Below are 21023 nucleotides of genomic sequence, written 5' to 3' on the forward strand. Positions count from 1 at the left end.
CCCATTTTTCTTTGTACTCAACACCGAGCCTATACTATGCAAATTGTTATTATGAATGATGCCGCAGAAGTGGCAGCCTATGGCGCAGATATTTTCTCAACTCAGTTACAACGCAAAGCTGAATCAGTCTTAGGCTTGGCAACTGGCTCAACACCAGTGGCTCTGTATCAAGAACTTATTCGTCGCAATCGCGAAGGGGTGATTAGTTTCAAAGATGCAACCACGTTTAATTTAGACGAATACCTAGGTCTGAATGGTTCTCACCCACAAAGCTACCGATTCTTTATGGATGAGCAGTTGTTTAATCATATCGACATCGATAAAGACAATACACATGTTCCACCTGGTGATGCGAAAAACCCGATGACAGCATGTCAGGATTATGAAGCCCGCATGGCAGCAGCCGGAGGGGTCGATTTACAATTGTTGGGTATTGGCCGTAATGGTCATATTGGGTTTAACGAACCCTCGTCTGGCCTAACTTCTCGGACGCGCGTCAAAACTCTTACCAGAGAAACAATCGAAGATAATGCACGTTTCTTTGAAGAAGGTGAATACCAGCCTCATTTATCTATCACTATGGGCATTGGCACTATTTTGGATGCCAGAAAAGTTGTGTTACTTGCCACAGGAGAAAATAAGGCTGATGCTGTTCGTGATATGGTAGAAGGACCACTAACGGCCTCCTGTCCTGCCTCAGCATTGCAACTACACAAAGATGCGGTAGTAGTGATTGACCTAGCAGCCGCATCTAAGCTTAAAGATATTGAATTTTATCAACATATTGAAGCTGAAAACCAGAAGCTTCAAGATTACCTTGCCTCTTTGTAGTGTGGAGTTACACTATAGTTTAAAGCCCGAAAGGGCTTTTTTTTTTGCTCGTTTTGCAAGCGTAATGGGTGTTCCCTGCGGTGGTAGGAGTTTAGCTTTTAGTGTGTATGTGGTAGTTTTATGCAAACATTTTCAACAAGGACTAGGCTTTGTTACATTACTCGTATATGCACCTCAATCGTGCCTCCAATGAACGCAAAGATCAGCAGTGGATAGAGCAGCAAAAAAACTCAAATAGCCTTTGGCTACTCATTGATAAAGACCGAAACCTAGTCAATGTAGCCTGTAGTGAACTGCACTTACTTACTTTCACACAGGTAAGTCATTTTGACAAAAAAAATGCCATTTTACTTGGTGTCGATGAGCAGTATAGTTATTTTGCTTTGGATGTATCGGGCTCTGAACATACAACGGACCTGCTTGCTAGCAGTGAACTTGAGTTTGTTGATATGCGCAATATTGGCCTGCAACTTGATTACAACATGGCTTCGGTAGGTGTGCTAGCGAGAGGATTATGTTATTGGCATAAGACTCACCGTTTTTGTGGCCGCTGTGGTTACACCAATGAAAGCATTGAGGGTGGGCATGCTAGGCTTTGTCAAAATAGCCAATGTAGACATATGACATTTCCGCGTACGGATCCTGCGGTGATTATGTTGATAACCCACACTTTTGAGGATGGTATTGAACGGTGTTTAATGGGCCGTCAGGCGAATTGGCCAGAGGGCGTGTATTCAACGTTAGCTGGTTTTGTTGACCCTGGAGAAACTCTAGAGCAGGCGGTAATAAGGGAAGTCAAAGAAGAAGCCAATATTGACGTGACTGACGTTGAATATATTGCTTCGCAACCTTGGCCATTTCCATCATCATTGATGCTGGGTTTTATCGGCAAAGCAAGCACCACCGACATTAAAATTGATCAAGATGATTTAGAAGATGCGCAATGGTTTTCTCGTGAACAATTAAATGCTTTTGGTCAGTGGGGTGATACAGACTCCGGTTTCAAGTTGACGCGTCCTGATTCTATTTCACGTTATTTAGTTGAATATTGGCGCGCACACATAAAGGTATAAAAATGAAAAAGAATACAAAGCTGGTAAGTGCCGGTCGCAAATCTCAGTATACACAAGGCGTAGTTAATCCGGTTGTTCAGCGGGCCTCAACAGTGGTGTTTGACAGTGTTGCCGATTTGCATGAAGCTATTAAAGAACGGGGTAATCGCACCCTGTTTTATGGTCGTCGTGGCACCCATACTCATTACGCCTTGCAAGACGCAATAATGGAGCTTGAAAACGGAGCTGGCTGTGCATTGTACCCTTGTGGAGCGGCGGCAATAAGTCAGTCATTGTTATCTTTCTTAAAGGCCGGAGATCACTTATTGATGGTTGATACCGCCTATGAACCAACTAGAGACTTTTGCGATAAAATCTTAGCTGGTCTTGGAATAAGCACAACATACTACGATCCAATGATTGGCGCTGGCATTGACGCTTTGATTCAAGAAAATACCAAAGTGCTATTTTTAGAGTCGCCAGGCTCTATCACCATGGAAGTACAGGACGTACCAAGTTTAGTTAAAGTGGCAAAGCAACATGGTGTGATGACTATGCTAGATAATACCTATGGTAATGGTTGGCATTACAAGCCACTCGATCATGGAGTAGACATTAGTATTCAGGCTGCAACCAAGTACATAGTGGGGCATTCAGATGTGATGATGGGTGTTGCTGTGGCAAATGAAAAGTACTGGTCAACTCTTAGAGAACACTCATATTTGTTAGGGCAATGTACTTCTGCTGATGATGCTTATCTTGCTTTGCGAGGCTTACGCACCATGCCGGTTAGATTAGCGCAACATGAAAAAGCGGCTCTAACAGTCGCTCAATGGCTAAGTGAGCATCCGTTGGTGGACCATGTAAGACACCCTGCAATGCCAACGTGTCCGGGACATGAGTTTTTTAAGCGCGACTTTAACGGTAGTAATGGCTTGTTCTCTTTTGTGATGCGTACAGGTACACAAAAGGCAATTAATGCGTTTCTAGATGCATTAGAGCACTTTAAAATGGGATTTTCATGGGGAGGTTACGAGAGCCTAGTCACAGCCAACAAAACTATGGCTGGGCTTCGTAGCACGACAGGTTGGGATAAGGGACCAGTTATCCGCTTGCACATAGGCCTAGAAGATGTAGAAGATTTAATATTGGATTTGGGTCAAGCACTGGAAGTTTACCAACAAAATTGCTGATGATGTGCAGCCGCTATATAGCCCACTTTTGAAGTGGGCTTTTTTGTTCTGCAACCGTTTTAGTTAAAAATACTGGCATGACTTAATCAATAACTGTTGATTTAAATAACATGACAGAGAGTGGGTAGCATCAAATTACACACTGTTGATGTGCTGTATGCCAGACATTAGTGCTCAAAGCGTGCAATATTTCTCTTGCAGCGTAGAGTTGAAAAACCCTCTATCCTAGATAGAAGCTTCATATTTTATTTATCTACGAGCGCATTTATTAAATTATTCATACCTTATTCCTTTTTATTATAAATGGTGTTTTATGTTGCTAAATAAGGTGGTAAAAGAATTATTACTCTAAATGATGTGTTTTTTATCATTATTTATTTAACAATGTTGCTTGATTTTCACCGCTAAGAAACTTTCCTCAAATTTTAATACTTTTATCAAAATAACTTCATAATTGCAGTTTTCGTAGGCTCGTAGGAATACTTTTATAGTTGTTCGCGGATCTTTAACTTTTTACCTTCTACTTTTCTCTTTCATAACTGTCTTGGTTCTGCTTCCTATCGTGAACAGTGGCACATGTCCGTTGTTGTACTGTATTACGCAATTGCTCTAATACTTTATTGTTAAGTTTTTTTCTTCTCGGAATTTCTTGAAGAATACAAAGTTCAATGTGCTGTACCTGATTAATATTAAGTGAATTTATGTTGCTGCTTGGTTAAATTTTAGAGTTATTAAGCTTGTCTTTTTACTGAATATTGCCTTTTACTGAATATTACCAATTTATAAATATTGCTGAATAAATGGTTTTATTTAGTTGTTTTATTCTAATTTTTAAATGATTGCGTAATATTTAATGCCTTGTTTGTTGTTTTTTTTGCATGGTACTATCTGCCGCGTTTTAAACGTGTCTATATTTTTTAAGGAATGGCTTTGGGTGTTTTTTTAAGATTTTTTTCTGTTTTTAATTTCTATGTTGTAGCTAATTTATTGTTCTCTTCGTGTGCTTTATCAGATGAGATTGAAAGTGAGTATTTGATGGAATACTCCACGGTTTATAATGTTGATGAATCATATTTAAATAAATCAGAATTAAAACTTAAGCTTGAATTTGATTGGGAGCTAGAAAGTGGAAAGCTTTTTTTCTCAAATACATTTTCTTTTGATCTTGGGGGGAATTTGGAAAGAGGCAACCCCTATGAAAATGAGCCATCTGCCGCTGGTCACAGAATAGCATTATTCGGAAGTGATAATGTTTTATTTGACCTGAGAGAGTTTTATTACCAAACGGAGCTTTTTGGTCACGAACTGACGGTTGGGAAACAGCAAATTGCTTGGGGTCAAGCAGATGGCGTGGCTGTATTAGACCTTGTTAATCCAATTCGCTACCGTGAGTTTGTTTTAGAGGATTTAGAAGATGCGAGGATCCCATTATGGTCTGTTCGCTACGATTTATATTTTGATGACTTTAGCGCTCAATTAATTTGGATTCCTGATCAATCTTATAGTGAGTTTGCTAATAATGACAGTGAATTTGTTTTAACTTCATCAAGGCTAATGCCTCAGTATCCTAGTCCATATCCTGCCGAATATATTATAGAACCAGTAGATAAACCAAATAGTGTAATCAAGGACTCAGACTATGGTTTTGAAATTTCAAAACAGATATCTGGCTTGGATATAAACGTAAACTATCTGAATCATTATTATGATAGACCTGCATTTTTAAGGTTTATTAATCTTGAAAGTGACATTCCTAAAGTTACTGTTCATGAAACTTTCAAAAAAACAAAAACATATGGGTTTGGTCTCAATCGAGGGTATTCGGACTACGTTATCAGGGCTGAAGTCGCATACTCTACTAATCGATATTATATAGATTATGACGCGAGAGATTTTGACGGTGTTCAAATATCTCCAGAGTTAAATTATGTAATTGGTGTTGACTATTATGGATTTGAATCTTCAATGGTTAGCTTTCAGTTTTATCAAAGTAGAATACTTGATTATAAGCCGACATTATCTGTTGTTGAAAATGACGAGATTATCACATTTCTTTATCGACTGAGTACGTGGAATGATAATTTGGATATAGAGGCGCAATGGTTTTATGACGTGCATGACCATGATGGTTTAGTCAGATTTAGTGGTGATTATAGAATTTCAGATAATTATTCGTTGTCTATTTATTTGAATAATTTCTATGGGGATTATATAGGAGTTTTTGGTCAATATGACGATAGAGATCAGATTGGTCTTAATTTTAAATGGTATTTTTAACGTTTAATGGCTGGTTATAGTCATTTGTAAATTTTTACTTTGGAAAGTAGTGTTATTAGGAAGTGATATGTCTACCATAATTGATTACCTCGAGAAGTTTTCAAAAACAAAGCCTACAGTGGAGTGGTATTTCCCAGATATGGATAAAACGGTTAATTTAGCCGAACTCAAAAAAATCATAGGTGAGTATACTTCTCGATTCGAGCAGTTGGAATTAAGAGAGCAATCCATTGTCGGTGTCGCACTACCGAATGGCTTGGAATTGGTTGCATGTTTATATGCTTGTTGGCAAAGAAATATCGTCGCAGTTCCATTGCGTACTAAATCAGGGAAATACCATTCTTATAGCAACTTTATTAAGGGTTGCCATATATCTTGTAAATTTTCTATGCTGGTATGTGCTGACTCCTTCGGCAGCGAAGATATAAATGAATGGAAAAGTTTATTAGGTATTCCAGTTCTGTCTATATCAGAATTGAACGCAATTGAACCAAAGCCAGAAGTAAATATTTGCCCACCCAGACTGACGGATATGGCAATAATACAATTTTCATCTGGTAGTACTGGTTTCCCTAAAGGAGTGGTGGTTACCCATGGAATGGCGGTAAATCAGCTACAACATATTTTTGATCATCACGGTAATAACTCGGTGTGTGAAACAACGGCTTCATGGACACCAATTAATCATGATATGGGATTGTTTACCGGCGTTTTATACCCAGTTTTTTCCGGTTGTAACAATGTGTTAGCCTCACCCGACTTCTATATGAGAAACCCTCCTCGCTGGTTTAAGCTGTTATCAAAATATAGTGTAGATATCACATTTACAACCAACTCAGCCCTAGCCGTTGCAATGCGTTCAATCAAACGCCTGTACAACCAAGAGGATGTTGACCTTAGAAAGTTGCACGTGTACATCTCGGCAGAAAAAGTCAGCAGTATTACATTGACAAAGGCGCGAAAAGCACTGGCTCCAATTGGTCTTTCTGAAGAGCGCATTCACACTGCATACGGTATGGCCGAAAACAGTTTAGGCGCCAGTGTCAGTAAAATGGGGGCTCTCAAAATTAACTCCGTCGTGATTGACGAATCGGGTCAAGTGTCATTTGTTGAACAGGGTCACCCTGATTCAATCTCCCTTGTTTCTTCGGGTTATCCAAATGCGCGTCATATCATTACTGTGCGTGACAAAGATGATAATTGTTTAGCACCGATGCAAATGGGTGAGTTCAATATAGAGAGTGACTGCCTTACATCTGGATATATTAACCAACCAGATATAACCGAAGAGAAGTTGGCCAATGGCCGCTTTAGAACGGGTGACCTAGGGTTCCTTAGTGATGACGGCGAGCTTTATTTCTACAGCCGAAAAGACGATTTAGTTGTTTACAACGGTCGAAATATTGTACCTGAAGATATCGAAGAAACGGTAGAAAGCTTAGATTTTGTTCGTGCTTCAGCATCAGTTTTGTTAGCCATTGAACATGAAAAAACGGGAGTGATGGGGTTACACGTGGTTGTAGAAACCGCAGTGATTGACTCTGCTGATGAAATATTTGAAAAACAAATGCTTATTTCCAATGCCATCGCTCAAACGCATGATGTTGTAGTTGCAAAAGTCTACCTCTGCGCTAAAGGGACGATTGAGAAAACTTCTAGTGGTAAGAAACGACGCAAGGTCATCCTCTCTAGATTGAAAGAAGGGCTACTAGATGTTTACGAAGGAGACTCGCAACTCATTGCATAATCAGCATCAAGGCAGCAAAACATGCTGCCACTGCTTATCCCCATACCTATAAATGTTTAAAGGAAAAACTATGTTTGAATTGGAACTTTCTCCTAGGAAAGAAATAGATATTACGTCCATTTCTAAAAATTTTGTGTGTATGTCTCGTGAAGAGATTGCGAAGTCTGTGTCAGACCACCTTATAACTTGGTTAGATGAGCATGACTATTTTGAAGATATGGATGTAAACGTGCTAGTTGCATTTTCAGAGCTGGGATTAACCTCGATGGACTCAGTGGCATTGGCCGAAAAGATCAATATTGACTTCGGTGTTGAGTTGGACGCTACTGCAGCATGGCAGTATCCAAATGTAAGTCGTCTATCTCAACATATTGCTACTTTGATTCAGCGACATACTCAAGAGCATCCAGAATCTATCTTGGTCAAAGATGCACATGATGCGCCAAGAGAAAATGATATTGCAGTGCAGCTAGAAAAATTACTCGGTAAGAACCTTAAGGCTGAGGCGTAAGTATCAGTATGAGCACTGCGAACAAGAACAAGCAAGAGCAAATAAATTCACTGTTAGAAGCCTCTTACAATGAAATTCAAGGGTTGAGAGCTGAAATCAAAGAGATGAAACGGCACGAGCCTGTTGCAGTTGTTGGTGCCGCTTGTCGTTTCCCTGATGGGTGTAACAGTCCTGAACAGTACTGGGAATATTTGTTACAAAACAAATGCTCTGTCAGAGAAATGACTAATGAACGTTGGAATGCGGACAAGTTCTATGATGCGTCAGGCGAGCAACCAGCAACGATTTATACAAAGCATATTAGTATGGTCGAGCAAGCTGATATGTTTGATGCAAGCCTGTTCAACCTTAGTGAACCAGAAATTGAACTCATGGACCCGCAGCAGCGAATGCTTTTGATGGTATGTCATGAAGCTCTTGAACATGCAGGTGTCGAAAGGGAATCAGCGCAAGGCAAAGAGAATAAAACTGGTGTATTTATAGGCTGTAGTACCAATGATTATGCTCGCCTTACCTTGAGTCATGAGACTGATGAGCATATTGATGGATATGCTTGTTTGGGCAGTGCGCCAAGTCTAGCTGCTGGTCGTATTTCTTACTTAATGGATTTCCATGGCCCAGCCGTTGCGTTGGATACTTCTTGTTCTTCTTCATTATTAGCAGTACATCTAGCTTGTGAAAGTATTCGCAGAGGAGAAAGCAATACCGCACTTGCCGGTGGTGTGAATCTGATTTTAACGCCTGAAGTTAGTATTGGTTTGTCAAAGTTACAAGCATTATCGAAAACGGGTTTGTGCAAAACCTTTGATGCGGACGCTGATGGCTACGTACGTGGTGAAGGTTGTGGTGTTGTCGTGTTGAAAAGCTTGCGTCAAGCACAAGCTGATGGCGATGAAATTTACGCTGTGATTGAAGGTTCAGCAGTTAACCATGATGGAGCAAGTAACGGGTTAACGGCACCAAATGGTGCAATGCAGGAAAAAGTAATAGAGCAGGCGTTAGAAAACGCAAATGTACAAGCTTCTGATATACATTACGTTGAAACACATGGTACTGGAACAAGCCTTGGGGACCCTATAGAAGTTAACTCTTTGGGTAAAGCACTTCGCAATACAGACCCAGAAACACCACTATTGCTGGGGTCAGTAAAAGCTAATATTGGGCACTTAGAAGCTGCGGCAGGGATTGCGTCCTTGATTAAAATGGTGATGTCTCACAAAACTCAGACTATCGCGCCGCAAGTTCATTTTGAACAGCCAAATCCCTATATCTCATGGCAAAAATATCAATTAGAAATCCCAAATCAGATGCAACGATGGGACTTGGCCGAGAACAAAAAATACGGTGCAATAAGTGCGTTTGGTTTAAGCGGTACGAATGTTCATATGATCACCTCAGCGTATCACGATGGGAACAGCGAGTTTGAGACTGAGGAAAGGGAAAAATTATCTGAGCAACCTGACACATTGGTGTTCTGTGCAGGCTCAAAAGATGCGTTATATGAAACAGCGAAACGCTGGATAGCATTTTTGAACTTATCGACAGATAGTCTTCAGGAAATCTGTGCAAATAGTAGAGCGAAGCGAGTACATCAAGCTGCTAGAGTTGTATTTTATGTTAGTTCAATCAAACAATTAATAACTGAACTGGAAGGTTTTATTGCTGGGCGCACAAGTGAGCAATGCTTTCATAACCTCGATGCATTGCAGCCTTCAAATGATCAGGTTGCTTTCTTATTTTCAGGACAAGGCTCTCAGTACCTAGGAATGGGTAAACAGCTATATCAAAAAAATACTGTTTTCACAGACGCGTTAAATACCTGTGCCGACTTGTTTTTACAGGAGACAGGAAAGTCATTACTTGACATTTTGTGGCATAACACTGACTCAGAAAACCAACAGGATCTGATTGATAATACTGAATTTACACAACCAGCAATTTTTTGCATTGAGATTGCGCTGTGTGTTTATTGGCAGAGTAAGGGGCTACGTCCTTCAGTCGTGCTTGCACACAGTGTTGGTGAGTATGCAGCAGCATGTATTACAGGTGTGATGTCTATTGAGCATGCCCTTAAACTGATCATCAAGCGCGCACAGTTAATGGCTACATTGTGTCAGCCTGGTTCAATGTTGAGTATTAGTGAATCTCAACAGTACGTTGAACAACTTTTAGCATCGTTTGATGATAAAACGCTAGCTCTTGCTGCTATCAATGGCGAAAAAAGCTGTGTGGTTGCTGGAACACATGAAGCCATTGACGCTTGTAAACAAATACTGGTCAGTAAAGGTGTTAAGCATACCCAGTTAAAAGTCTCCCATGCATTTCACTCTCCAATGATGCAGCCTATGCTGGCACGTTTTCGCCAGGAAGTAGAAGCAGTTCAATTAAAAGCGCCACAAGTTCCCTTTATTTCGAGTGTCACAGGACTGCTTGAGAGTGATTTGTTTGCAACAGCGGACTATTGGGTTGAGCAAATTGTTCAGCCTGTTCAGTTTTATAAAGCTTTGCAAAGCCTTAATCAGTGTGAAGAGCGCAATACGCTTGAGATTGGCGGCGGTAGTACGCTAACCGGTCTGCTGAGTATGACCATAGATGTTAATAGCTGGCAAATGCTATTGTCGTTGCATAAAAAACATGACGATACAGTGCTGCTACAAAGCACTTTGACCAGCATGTACCTTCGTAAGTTACTGCCTGCCAAGGCGTTAGCAGAGCGTGAGCCTTTCAAGCAAATCAATCTACCTGTATCAGCTCCGACATTAAAGCGGTATTGGTGTGATTATGACCCAAAACATTACTTGCATGGTGCTAAAGCCTCTTCTGCGTACCAGGCATTAAATACGCCTCAAGTATGTGTTGTAGAGTATGAACTGATTGCACAAACACAGCAGCTTTTAAAATCTCACAGTGATGAGAAATGGTTACTTATTAGTGACGAGCACACCTTACTGACCCAGCTGTCAGCCGAGTATTCAGAATGTGTTGATACATTGAATATTCAGTTTTTACTTTCTGAGCAAACACTCAGCATGATAGAGCTAGATAATAGGTACGATGGGGTATTGATATTACCTTGCGCCCACGCCACCTATGCCCAAGAAGCTCTGGTTTACTCTTTCACAATACTAAACTTGGTGAATACCTTGATTAGTAAAAGTCGGGTTAACAAAGGCGCATCGTTTATTTATTGCCAGCGAGAGCAAAGCACAGTAGCAACAGCTAATGTCGAAATGACTTTACATCACTGCGTGACAAGTCTATTTCGCACGCTAAGACTGGAACAGACACAGTACAACTTTGTTAGTGTGGTCTTAGCTAGTTCAGAGCATGACGATTATCAGCCACTTATGGCAATGGCACTGAGCGGTCATTTAAAAAGTTTAAACGAAAATGAACTGCGAATTTTAGACTCACAGCTTTACCGCCCAAAATTAAAACATGTTGAATTAGCTTCAACGACACCGCACCATGAATTTTCGCAGCAAGATTGCTATTTGATTTCGGGTGGTTTGGGCGCTCTTGGTTTAGTGATCGCCCAGCACTTGGCTAAAAGTGGCGTAGGACGCCTGATTTTGCTTAGTCGTCGTACTCAGTGGCCACAAGAAACACAAGAAAAGTTGGACAAAATACGTCAGTTGGGTGCATGTGTTGAAGTGTTATCCATTGATGTTTGTGATTACGGCGCACTTTACGATGCACTTAATACTCAAAGTGGTGATCCGGTTAATTTAACAGGGATTATACATTGTGCTGGTGTTTTGGAAGACCGGTTGAGTCAAGATATTGATGAAGCAGCTTTTATGCGTGTTCAGCGTGCCAAGGTCGTAGGGGCTTACAATTTACATCAGCTGTCATTAGAGCATCCGGTCAAACAATTTGTCCTGTTTGGTTCTTTGGCTGCAACATTTGGCAACATTGGTCAAGCCGCTTATGGTATGGCAAATGGCTTTTTGCATGATCTGAGCAACTTTAGGCGTACAAACAGTTTACCTAGTGTTGCGATTGCGTGGGGTCCTTGGGCCGAGCAAGGTATGGCTGAGGATGCACTAGTTGCCAAAGCTATGGACTCTGTAGGTATAGAATTGTTAGCAGTTGCAGATGCCTTAGCTGTGTTTGACCGCTGTTTGCGCCATAACGACCAGGATCTAATAGTCATGCAGTTACGTTTAGCGCAGCTAAACGATGCTATGCAGGTCATGCCATTTCCAAGTTATGTAAAACAGTATGTTAGTAGGTGTTTGCAAGAGCAGAAGAACACACCGAACGAATCTTTATCTCAGTCAAATGATGAGGTTGAAAGTGAGTTTGTCGCGCGTTTATCTGGCCTAAATGAGGTGGAGAGGCAGGCAGATGCAATGCGCTTTATCCGTGAAAAGATTGCTTACGCCTCAGGCAATAAAGATGTATTTGATTACCCCAAAGATCAATCTTTAGTCGATATAGGTTTTGATTCACTGATGGCGGTGCAATTGAGAAACACATTGGCGAAGAGTACTCAGCTTAGTTTGCCAGTTAGTTTGCTCTACGACTATCCAAACATCGACTCTTTGGCTCAGTACATTCTGTCGCAATCATTTGTTGAATCCGAAGCAACACAAATGCATCAAGATGTTCATCAATCCCAAGAAAATGAAGATATTGCTGTAATCGGTATGGGTTGCAGATTTCCTGGCGGGATAGACAGCCCACAAGGGTTTTGGCGGGTATTGAGTGAAGGTTGGGATGCCGTAAGTGAGATAGGTAATGCTCGCTGGGACTGCGAATATTTCTTTGATGAAGACCCAGATGCCCCTGGCAAAATGTACTCAAAGTGGGGCGGACTACTCAATAAAGTCGATGAGTTTGACAACCGATTTTTTGGTATCAGTTATCAAGAAGCTATGATGATGGACCCTCAACAACGTTTGTTGTTAGAGGTGAGTTGGCAAACACTTGAGCACGCGAATATTTTACCAAACCAAATTGGTGACTCCGGTGTTTTTGTTGGCTGTGGGCCAAACGAATATACGCATATTTTAAAGACCCAAGGTGTTGAAAGTACCAATGCCTACTTTGGAACTGGTAACTCGATTAGCGTAACGGCAGGGCGGTTGGCCTACTATCTGGGTTGGCAAGGACCTGCAATGGCTATAGATACCGCGTGTTCATCAAGTTTAGTTAGTATCAACCTCGCATGTGATAGCTTGCGCAAGGGAGATTGCTCCATGGCGTTAGCTGGTGGGGTTAATCTAACTTTGTCTCCACAGACCAATGTCGCTTTGTCAAAAGCCCGTATGCTTTCTCCAAGTGGACGTTGCAAAACGTTTGATAATAGTGCAGATGGATATGTGCGCTCTGAAGGTTGTGCCTTAGTGCTACTTAAAACACTCAGCCAAGCTCAAAAAGATGGAGATAATATACTAGCTGTCATCAAAGGGGGAGCCATCAATCATGATGGTCGAAGTCAGGGTTTGACAGCTCCAAATGGGCCATCTCAAGAGCGAGTAATCAAAAAAGCGTTGGCACGTGCAGGTTGTGAAGCGAGTGCGATTCAATATGTAGAAGCACATGGTACTGGCACACCACTTGGTGACCCAATTGAAATGCGTACCATAGAGAATGTATATGGTGTTGAGCGTGATACAGATGTATTTGTCGGCGCAGTAAAAAGCAATATAGGCCATACAGAAGCCGCCGCTGGTGTTGCCTCGTTACAGAAAGTCATTTTGATGATGCACCATGGTCAAATAGTTAAGAATTTACACGTTGATACACTTAATGAACATTTCAGTGAGGCGGTAAAAAGTGAGCGAGGTCCAGTTCGTATTGCCAGAGAAAATATGCCGTGGGAAGTTTCATCACAACAAGGTGATACGACCAAACGTGCTGCGGTTAGCTCTTTTGGTTTTAGTGGTACGAACGCACACCTCATTTTAGAAGCCTACACAGCGCAAAATCCTGAGCCCAACTTAGGCGAAGATGTCGTCTATCCAAGCTATGTATTGCCCGTAACAGGTAAAAATAAAGCGGCTTTACAGAACCAGATTGAGCAATATCAAGCGTTTCTAGCCGGTTATGAGCCCTCACTCACTGAGCTATGTTATACGGCTAGCACTAAGCGTGAGCATTTTGCTCATCGTACTGCGTTTGTGGCAACTGATTTAGCTGATTTACGACAACAACTTAGTACTACAGATGACTATCCTGATGTCCACACTAAAGCTAACAAACTAGCGTTCATGTTCACAGGCCAAGGATCACAATATGTCGGTATGGGTCAAGAACTCGCGCAATATGCTAACGAGTTTAAGCGAGTACTAACTGAATGTGATGCGCTTATGCATCAGTATCTAGGTTGTTCAATACTTAGTGTGATGTGGGAAGAGCTTGACAGCAAAGTAAATGATACGTACTACACTCAGCCCGCTTTGTTTGCTTTGGAATATGCCCTAGCTAAACAATGGGTAGCTTGGGGCGTAGAACCTAATGTGGTATGTGGCCATAGTGTTGGTGAATATGCTGCGGCATGTCTTGCGGGCGTAATGAGCTTACCAGATGCAGTTAAAGTGATTTGTGCGCGTTCCAGATTGATGGTTGAATTGTGTCAAGCAGGCTCCATGCTCGCTGTATTTGCAGATAAAGAATCGGTGCAAGCATATATTAATACCTTAGACGCTGCATATTCTCAGGATCTTTCTGTTGCAGCCGTTAACGGTGAAAAAAATATCATAGTGTCAGGTTCATCCGCATCTGTAGCGCAATTAGAAATGCAATTAGCACAGTTGAATGTGAATGCAAGATCTCTTGTTGTGTCACACGCGTTCCACAGCACTTTGATGAAGCCTATGTTGGCATCATTTTATGAAGTGGTTAATTCAGTGTCACTGAATAAGCCAACGATTCCATTCGTATCAACGGTGACTGGTGAGCAGATCAGTAACGAAATAACGGATCCACAATATTGGGTTACGCATGTTGAACAAGCCGTATTGTACGCTGATGCTCTTGATACACTTGCGCAGTTAAGTGTGGACACTTATCTAGAGATTGGTCCTGCCAATCAGCTTATGGGTATGGCAAAGCGCCATTTAGATAATGACAGCATTAACTTCTGCGTATCGTTGAAACGTAATAATGAATGGCAAGCTGTTTTGTCGTCTGTCGCAGCGTTATTTAGTATGGGCAAAAATATCAATTGGACTGATTTCTATGCAAATCATTGCACATTGAAAGCAGTGATGCTGCCAACTTATCCATTTCAACGAACGCGCATTTGGCCAAAAACTGCTGAAAACATTTTATATCCTACGCTTGAGTCATCAGGCCCGAAGAGTGGCTCATCAAATCCACTCGGGTCGACTACTGAATTAGCAAATGGAGACGTGGCTTATATAAACACAGCATCAGCCAACACCCCTTTTGAGATTGAAGACCACCAGTTATACAACACAGTTGTATTACCTGGCGCAAGCCATCTGGCAATGTCGGCACTGATTGCTAAAGATAGAAATTATGGCTTTGGATATGAAATTAGAAACGTTTTATTTCCTAATGCAATGGTGTTTGGTGAGCAACAACACAAAGATGTGCAATATGTTTTGAGTACACAAACAACCGCTCAAAGCTCTCTTACAGCTTACAGTAAGCCATCTGATAATAAAGCAAAGTGGACACAGCACTATAGTGCTGAATTAATACCTAACCCAGAGCAAAGTGCTGGTAACAGAAGTATTGAGTTTGATTTAGTAAGTTGGCAAACGGAGCTGGGAGAAATGATTAGTGGTGAGCATTTCTATCGTGAAATGGACGCTGCTGGATATCAATTGACAGGCGGATTTCGTTGGATTGAACAGATTTGGCGTAAACCAGGTAAAGCGTTAACACGTTTGCGGGCACCACACAGCGATGCTGAAAAAAGCTATCTAATCTATCCAGGATTAATGGATGCATTTTTCCAATCTACAGCAGCAGCATCACCAGATGCTACGTTTAAATTATCTGATACAACAGATATTTACATTCCAATGGCTGTGGATGCAATGTCAATATGTGCTGAGATAACATCAGCCGTTTGGTGCTACATTGAAATGCTACAAGCTGATGAGATAGCGGCGCAGCAGGAAACATTCTCACATCGGATCTGGGTGTTCAATGATGAGGGGCGGGTATTGTTATGGTTTGATGCATTACGTAGCAAAAAGGCGCCAAAATCGGTGTTACTTGAAGCGATAAAACCACCATTATCTAAGCTTGCATATGATATTCAGTGGCAAGAACAAACACTGCGCAATGACTTTAGTACTCACAGTACCACGTTGCCTAAATCGGTGTTGTGTTTAGCCTATGACTATTATCCGGTATTAGCGGATAGCTTGACTGAACGAGGAATTGAGCATCATTGGTTAGTGTTAGATGAATCATGTATTGATATACAAACTGCTCTAGTTGATGAGCAGGCGATTAGGTCGAAGCTTGAAGCTATCATTGCATCTCATAAAGTACACACGGTGCTTAACTTGTTGTCTCATGAGATCACATCCCGCTGTGATCATGACCTATCCAAAGCGCAAACGTGTATGTTGCAACCGACCTTACTTACGCAGCAAACCTTTGTGAAGCACCTACAAGAACCAGACTGGATATTCACAGCTTTTGCCAGTGAACAAGCGCCGATCGCAGCTTTGTTCCAAGGGTTTGCACGAGTGTTAAGGAATGAATTCAATGGCACACAAATTAAGCTATTGGATTTTGATCAAGGTAATGTTGAAGCTGCGTCTAACAACATTGTAAATGAGATAGTCAGTGCTGATAGCATTGAAGATGTCAGGTATATCCAAAATCGCAGATACACAGCAAAGTTGATGCCCAGCGTGCTTGACACCGTAGCGCAAACACAGCAACGGTTTGATGAAACACGAAGCTACATTATTGCCGGTGGCTTAGGTGCTATTGGCCTTGGGCTGACCCAGCACTTAATCGACAATGGGGCGAAATATGTCGTGTTGTTGTCTCGCCGTCAAACCAGCGCTGAAGTGGAACAGAAAATATCACAGTGGAATCGCTCTGGTGCGTCTGTTTGCACGGTGCAGTGTGACATAACTAATTTTGCCAGTGTAGAACAAGCGTATCAGTTTGTTGAGACTACTATTGCGCCAGTAGATGGTATTTTCAATTGTGCGGGCGTTTTGTCTGATGGATTGATTGATAGTCAACCGTGGTCAGCTTTTGTAAGTGTGTTGGATGCAAAAGTCGCGGGAAGTTGGAATCTCCATAAAGTAAGTTTACATAAGCCACTTAACTGGTTTGTTTTGTTCTCCTCTATTGCGACCGTATTTGGTTCTACGGGGCAAGCGAACTATGCCGCAGCAAACGCATTTTTAGATGCGCTCGCATATCAGCGTAAAGCACTAGGATTGAGTGGTTTAAGTATTAACTGGGGCCCTTGGGCTGGGGCTGGTATGGCCGCAGGTTCTTCAGCTCAAGCAAAGTTTGAACGTGCTCAGGGCCTTGGCTTCTTGGTACCAGAAGATGCATTTGAATTAATGATGCAACTACAGCGACATAACATGGCAGGTAACCCCCTAAGTGCAAACTATGCAGTCGTGGATGTAGATTGGAGTCTAATTCTAGGTATGTTGCCAAGCAGTACACAAGAGCATTTTTTTAGTCATATGCGAACACATGTGAATATATCAACAGGTGCGGGTGAGGGTTTAGATATAGATGAATTTAAACAGCAATTAGCATCGACAGCAGCACAAGAGCGCCTTGAGTTCATACAACACAAAATGAATGAAGTTATTGGCAAATTGATGGCCTTAGACAAAGACGATGTGATTAATCCTACAGAGCCGCTTCTGAATATTGGCTTTGATTCTTTGATGGCATTGGAGCTGAGAAACTCTGTCAGCAAATTGGTTGCACAAAAGTTACCAGCCACATTGCTTTTCGACTATCCAACTATTGCAACCATTAGTGCGTTTATTTTAGAGAAAATGTATCCACAAGAGCATATTGAGCAAGAGTCTCAACCTCAGGTTGATAGTGTGGAATGTGCAAAGCAGCGTGAAGCAGAACTTGAACTAGAAGCTATGAGCGACAGTGAGCTGGCAAAAATGCTTGCTGATGAATTGATGTAAAGGGAGTACGGTTGTGACCAATAAAGATCAGACGCGGCAACTGATGGAAAACGCTTTAACCAAGATAAGAAGCTTAAATTCGGAGTTAACTAACTTGAAGTCTGAACCTATTGCGATTGTAGGAATAGGCTGTCGATTTCCAGAGGGTGCAAATGATGTTGAGTTATTTTGGCAAGGATTAGTAGAGGGTAAAAACAGTGTTGTAGATATGAAGAAACAGCGCTGGGATCACGATAAATTTTTCGACAAGAATGGTCCAAAAAAAGGTAAAACATATTCACCCAAAGCTGGTTTGTTAGATGAAATTCTGCGCTTTGACGCTGAACTGTTTAAAACAACAGCTCATGAAGCAGAGTGTATGGACCCGCAGCAGAGGCAGCTATTAGAGGTTAGTTGGGCTGCTTTGGAGAACGCCGGAATGCCAATTGAGAGTATTCGAGGTGCAAATGCGGGCGTATTTGTAGGTGTGATGAACAAAGATCATTCAGATCTTATGGTTAATCAACTGAGTAACGACCAGATATTGGCGCAAATGAATACCGGCAATCACGAAAGTGTTTTATCGGGTCGTCTATCCTATTTTTTCGACTTTAAAGGACCTAGCTTGACGTTGAATACAGCATGTTCGTCTTCTTTGTTAACTGTGCATTTAGCGTGTCAAAGTTTACGTAGTAGAGAGTGTGATTTTGCGATTGCTGGTGGATGTAATCTATTGCTATCACCAACATCAACAATTGCACAGTCTCAGGCAAGAATGCATTCAACATCGGGTTATTGTAAAACATTTGATGCCAGTGCTGACGGATATGTGCGTTCTGAAGGGGTTGGAATGGTTGTGCTCAAGCGACTATCTCAGGCTCAGCAGGATGGAGATTTCATTTATTGTGTTATCAAAGGTAGTGCGACTAATCAAGATGGGTTAAGTCAAGGTATTAGTGCACCAAACGGACCTTCTCAAGAGCGAGTAATGCGCACAGCGCTAAATAATGCTGGGATGCTAGCTAAAGATGTCGGTTATGTTGAGTCACATGGGACGGGGACTAAGCTGGGAGACCCAATTGAAGCTCGTTCGTTGGGCTGCGTGTATGGACGCGCAGCAGGTCGCGAACAACCGCTCATTGTAGGGGCTCTAAAAAGTAACATTGGGCATGCTGAATCAGCAGCGGGTGTTGCCAGTTTGATTAAAACTGCGAAAGTACTGCAAACTGGTGTGATCCCAGCCAACCTTCATTGCACAGAGGTTAATCCTCATATTGATTTGCAACATGAAAATTTAGCACCGAGTCAAAAGTTACAAACTTGGCAAACAGCCCCGCGCTCAACACGCGTTGCAGCGGTAAGCTCATTTGGTTTTAGTGGCACAAATGTACATATGATACTGGCGCAATATGACGGTGATAAAGAGCAAGCACAAGTTGAGGAGGCTAGTTCAAACTCGGTGCAATACCACTATCACGTACTGAGAATATCGGCGCAATCGCAAGCGGCCTTACGAGAAAATATCGAACGAGCAAAATCAGTTTTGGCCAACTGTTCACAAGATATGGTCGCAAATATTTGTTATAGCTACAACATAGGCCGTAGTGACTTTGAGCACAGTATACTTGTGCATGGAGCTAACAAGGAACAGCTGTCAAAAGCCTTAGATAGTGAGCTACAAAGCTATCAGCACAGCGTAAAAAAAGCATTAACGAAGGCAAATGTACACTTTGGTCAAATATTTGAGCATGAGTTACGCACTTGCAAGCAGTTTTATCGCACCAGTGCAGCATTTAGAAACGCCTATGATGAGTTGAGTCAAGCATTGCAGTCTCGCTCTGAGCTCAATGAAGCATTGCTTCGTGGTGAGCTATATGCTCATGCGAGTGAACAAGAGATATCCCAACATGCCATTTTGTGTCAGTACGCTTTATTTACTATGTGGTCTCAGTTGGGGTTTAGCCCAGACATGGTCAGTTCCGAGCTAGAAAATGACGAGTTTGTTCTCGCTATAATTAACAATGTGGGTGTATCTGAACTGGCAAATATACTATCGAGTGCACCGTCAATTACGAGTAAGTACTCATCCACAGTGCGCACTTTTACAAGGCACGGTGATAGTGATTTTAAGCTGGCAGCATCTGATATTAATACGATGGCGGTGTTACAAGAAAAAATGAACGCTAAGCGTTTAGTGATTCTAGGTAGTGCGGGATTATTGCTACCAAACGTGTTTGACAATAGCTTAGTTTTTTCTGGCTTCATAGAAAGTGACGATTATACGCCCTGGCCTGAAATAGCAGCTCAGTATTCAAGTGCCTATGCACAGGGTTATCGAATGCAATTACACGGTTGGTACTATGGTAAACAGGTGAGCAAAATACCTGTACCGAGTTACGCTTTTCAAGGTGAGCGGTACTGGTTTGAATTGTTAGAACCGTCTAAAAGTGGGCCAAGTAGTACACGAGTCGAGATACCCACAGCGCAGCAAGTAGACCATAATTCGGCAGGTGAATTCACACTGCATCAGATAGCATTGCTTGCGAAAACAACCGCAGAGAAAGTAGATGTAAATGCAACTCTGATGAGTGATATGGGGTTCGACTCCTTGATGGTAGTAGATCTGAGAGAAGCCTTGATGAAACGCTATCCTACCTTGGCGGATATTCCTTATGAGATGCTCTATGATTCACCCATCAGCAGTTTACAAACATATATGGACAACAGTGTTGATGAAAGCAGCGCGGTAGAATCTGAACTCTCGGATCAGGATGAGCTATCTGCAGCTGTAAAGTGGCTGGGAACTTGGCAGCCTGAGCATGTTCAGATTGATCAGAAGCTAGTTCACAAGCATGAAAAACATAATGTTCTAATCGCAGAAATGTCTCGTATAGATGATAGCGATTGGTATGCTTCACAGCTGTATCATGACCCACAGCACCCGTTTTTCTACGAACACCCTCAAGACCATATCCCCGGTTTGTATCTTATTGAAGCTGTTCGCCAATTTGGTTTAGCAAGTGCGCATTGCTTTCACAATGTACCACTGAAACACCCATTTGTGCTTGACGATATGCAGATCAATTTCTCGCATTTTGCAGAGCAACATGCGCCTGTATTTATGTTGGCCAAATTTACCGACAAATTACTCGTAGATGGTGTTTTACATCGAATGAATAGCACCTGCTACTTAGTACAGCATGGGCGAGTCATTGGTAATGTCAGTGGTAGAGGGCTGATCATGAACAAAGACAAATACAGTGCGATACGCGAATTGGCTGAAGCCTAGTTGCGTGCGATTAGATTTTTAATTTT

Annotated in this window: 8 protein-coding genes; all 8 read left to right on the plus strand. The window is 41.8% G+C overall.

Annotated elements, in window-relative coordinates; translation table 11 throughout:
* Positions 1-36: 36 nt before the first annotated feature.
* The 8 genes from nagB (at position 37) to BIW53_RS09370 (ending at position 20997) form a co-directional block, all read left to right on the plus strand.
* Positions 37-831 (plus strand): glucosamine-6-phosphate deaminase, encoded by a 795-nt coding sequence (gene nagB, locus BIW53_RS09335; protein ID WP_070991561.1) that lies wholly within the window; start codon positions 37-39, stop codon positions 829-831.
* Between the two features lie 149 nt (positions 832-980).
* On the plus strand, positions 981-1904 hold the full coding sequence (nudC, locus tag BIW53_RS09340) for an NAD(+) diphosphatase (protein WP_070991562.1): 924 nt from the start codon (positions 981-983) through the stop codon (positions 1902-1904).
* Between the two features lie 2 nt (positions 1905-1906).
* The gene (locus BIW53_RS09345) at positions 1907-3076 is read left to right on the plus strand and encodes a cystathionine beta-lyase (RefSeq protein ID WP_070991563.1); all 1170 of its coding nucleotides are present in this window, start codon (positions 1907-1909) and stop codon (positions 3074-3076) included.
* Positions 3077-4006: 930 nt separating this feature from the next.
* On the plus strand, positions 4007-5353 hold the full coding sequence (locus tag BIW53_RS09350) for a DUF1302 family protein (RefSeq protein ID WP_070991564.1): 1347 nt from the start codon (positions 4007-4009) through the stop codon (positions 5351-5353).
* A gap of 67 nt (positions 5354-5420) precedes the next feature.
* On the plus strand, positions 5421-7100 hold the full coding sequence (locus BIW53_RS09355; protein ID WP_070991565.1) for an AMP-binding protein: 1680 nt from the start codon (positions 5421-5423) through the stop codon (positions 7098-7100).
* Between the two features lie 70 nt (positions 7101-7170).
* Complete coding sequence (locus BIW53_RS09360; protein ID WP_070991566.1) at positions 7171-7611, plus strand: acyl carrier protein; 441 nt, start codon at positions 7171-7173, stop codon at positions 7609-7611.
* 8 nt (positions 7612-7619) lie between these two features.
* Positions 7620-17729: a type I polyketide synthase gene (locus tag BIW53_RS09365; protein ID WP_070991567.1), complete on the plus strand. Its 10110-nt coding sequence runs from the start codon at positions 7620-7622 to the stop codon at positions 17727-17729.
* A gap of 13 nt (positions 17730-17742) precedes the next feature.
* Positions 17743-20997 (plus strand): beta-ketoacyl synthase N-terminal-like domain-containing protein, encoded by a 3255-nt coding sequence (locus BIW53_RS09370; RefSeq protein WP_070991568.1) that lies wholly within the window; start codon positions 17743-17745, stop codon positions 20995-20997.
* The last annotated feature ends 26 nt before the right edge of the window (positions 20998-21023 follow it).

Source organism: Pseudoalteromonas byunsanensis, assembly GCF_001854475.1.
GTDB classification, from domain to species: domain Bacteria; phylum Pseudomonadota; class Gammaproteobacteria; order Enterobacterales; family Alteromonadaceae; genus Pseudoalteromonas; species Pseudoalteromonas byunsanensis.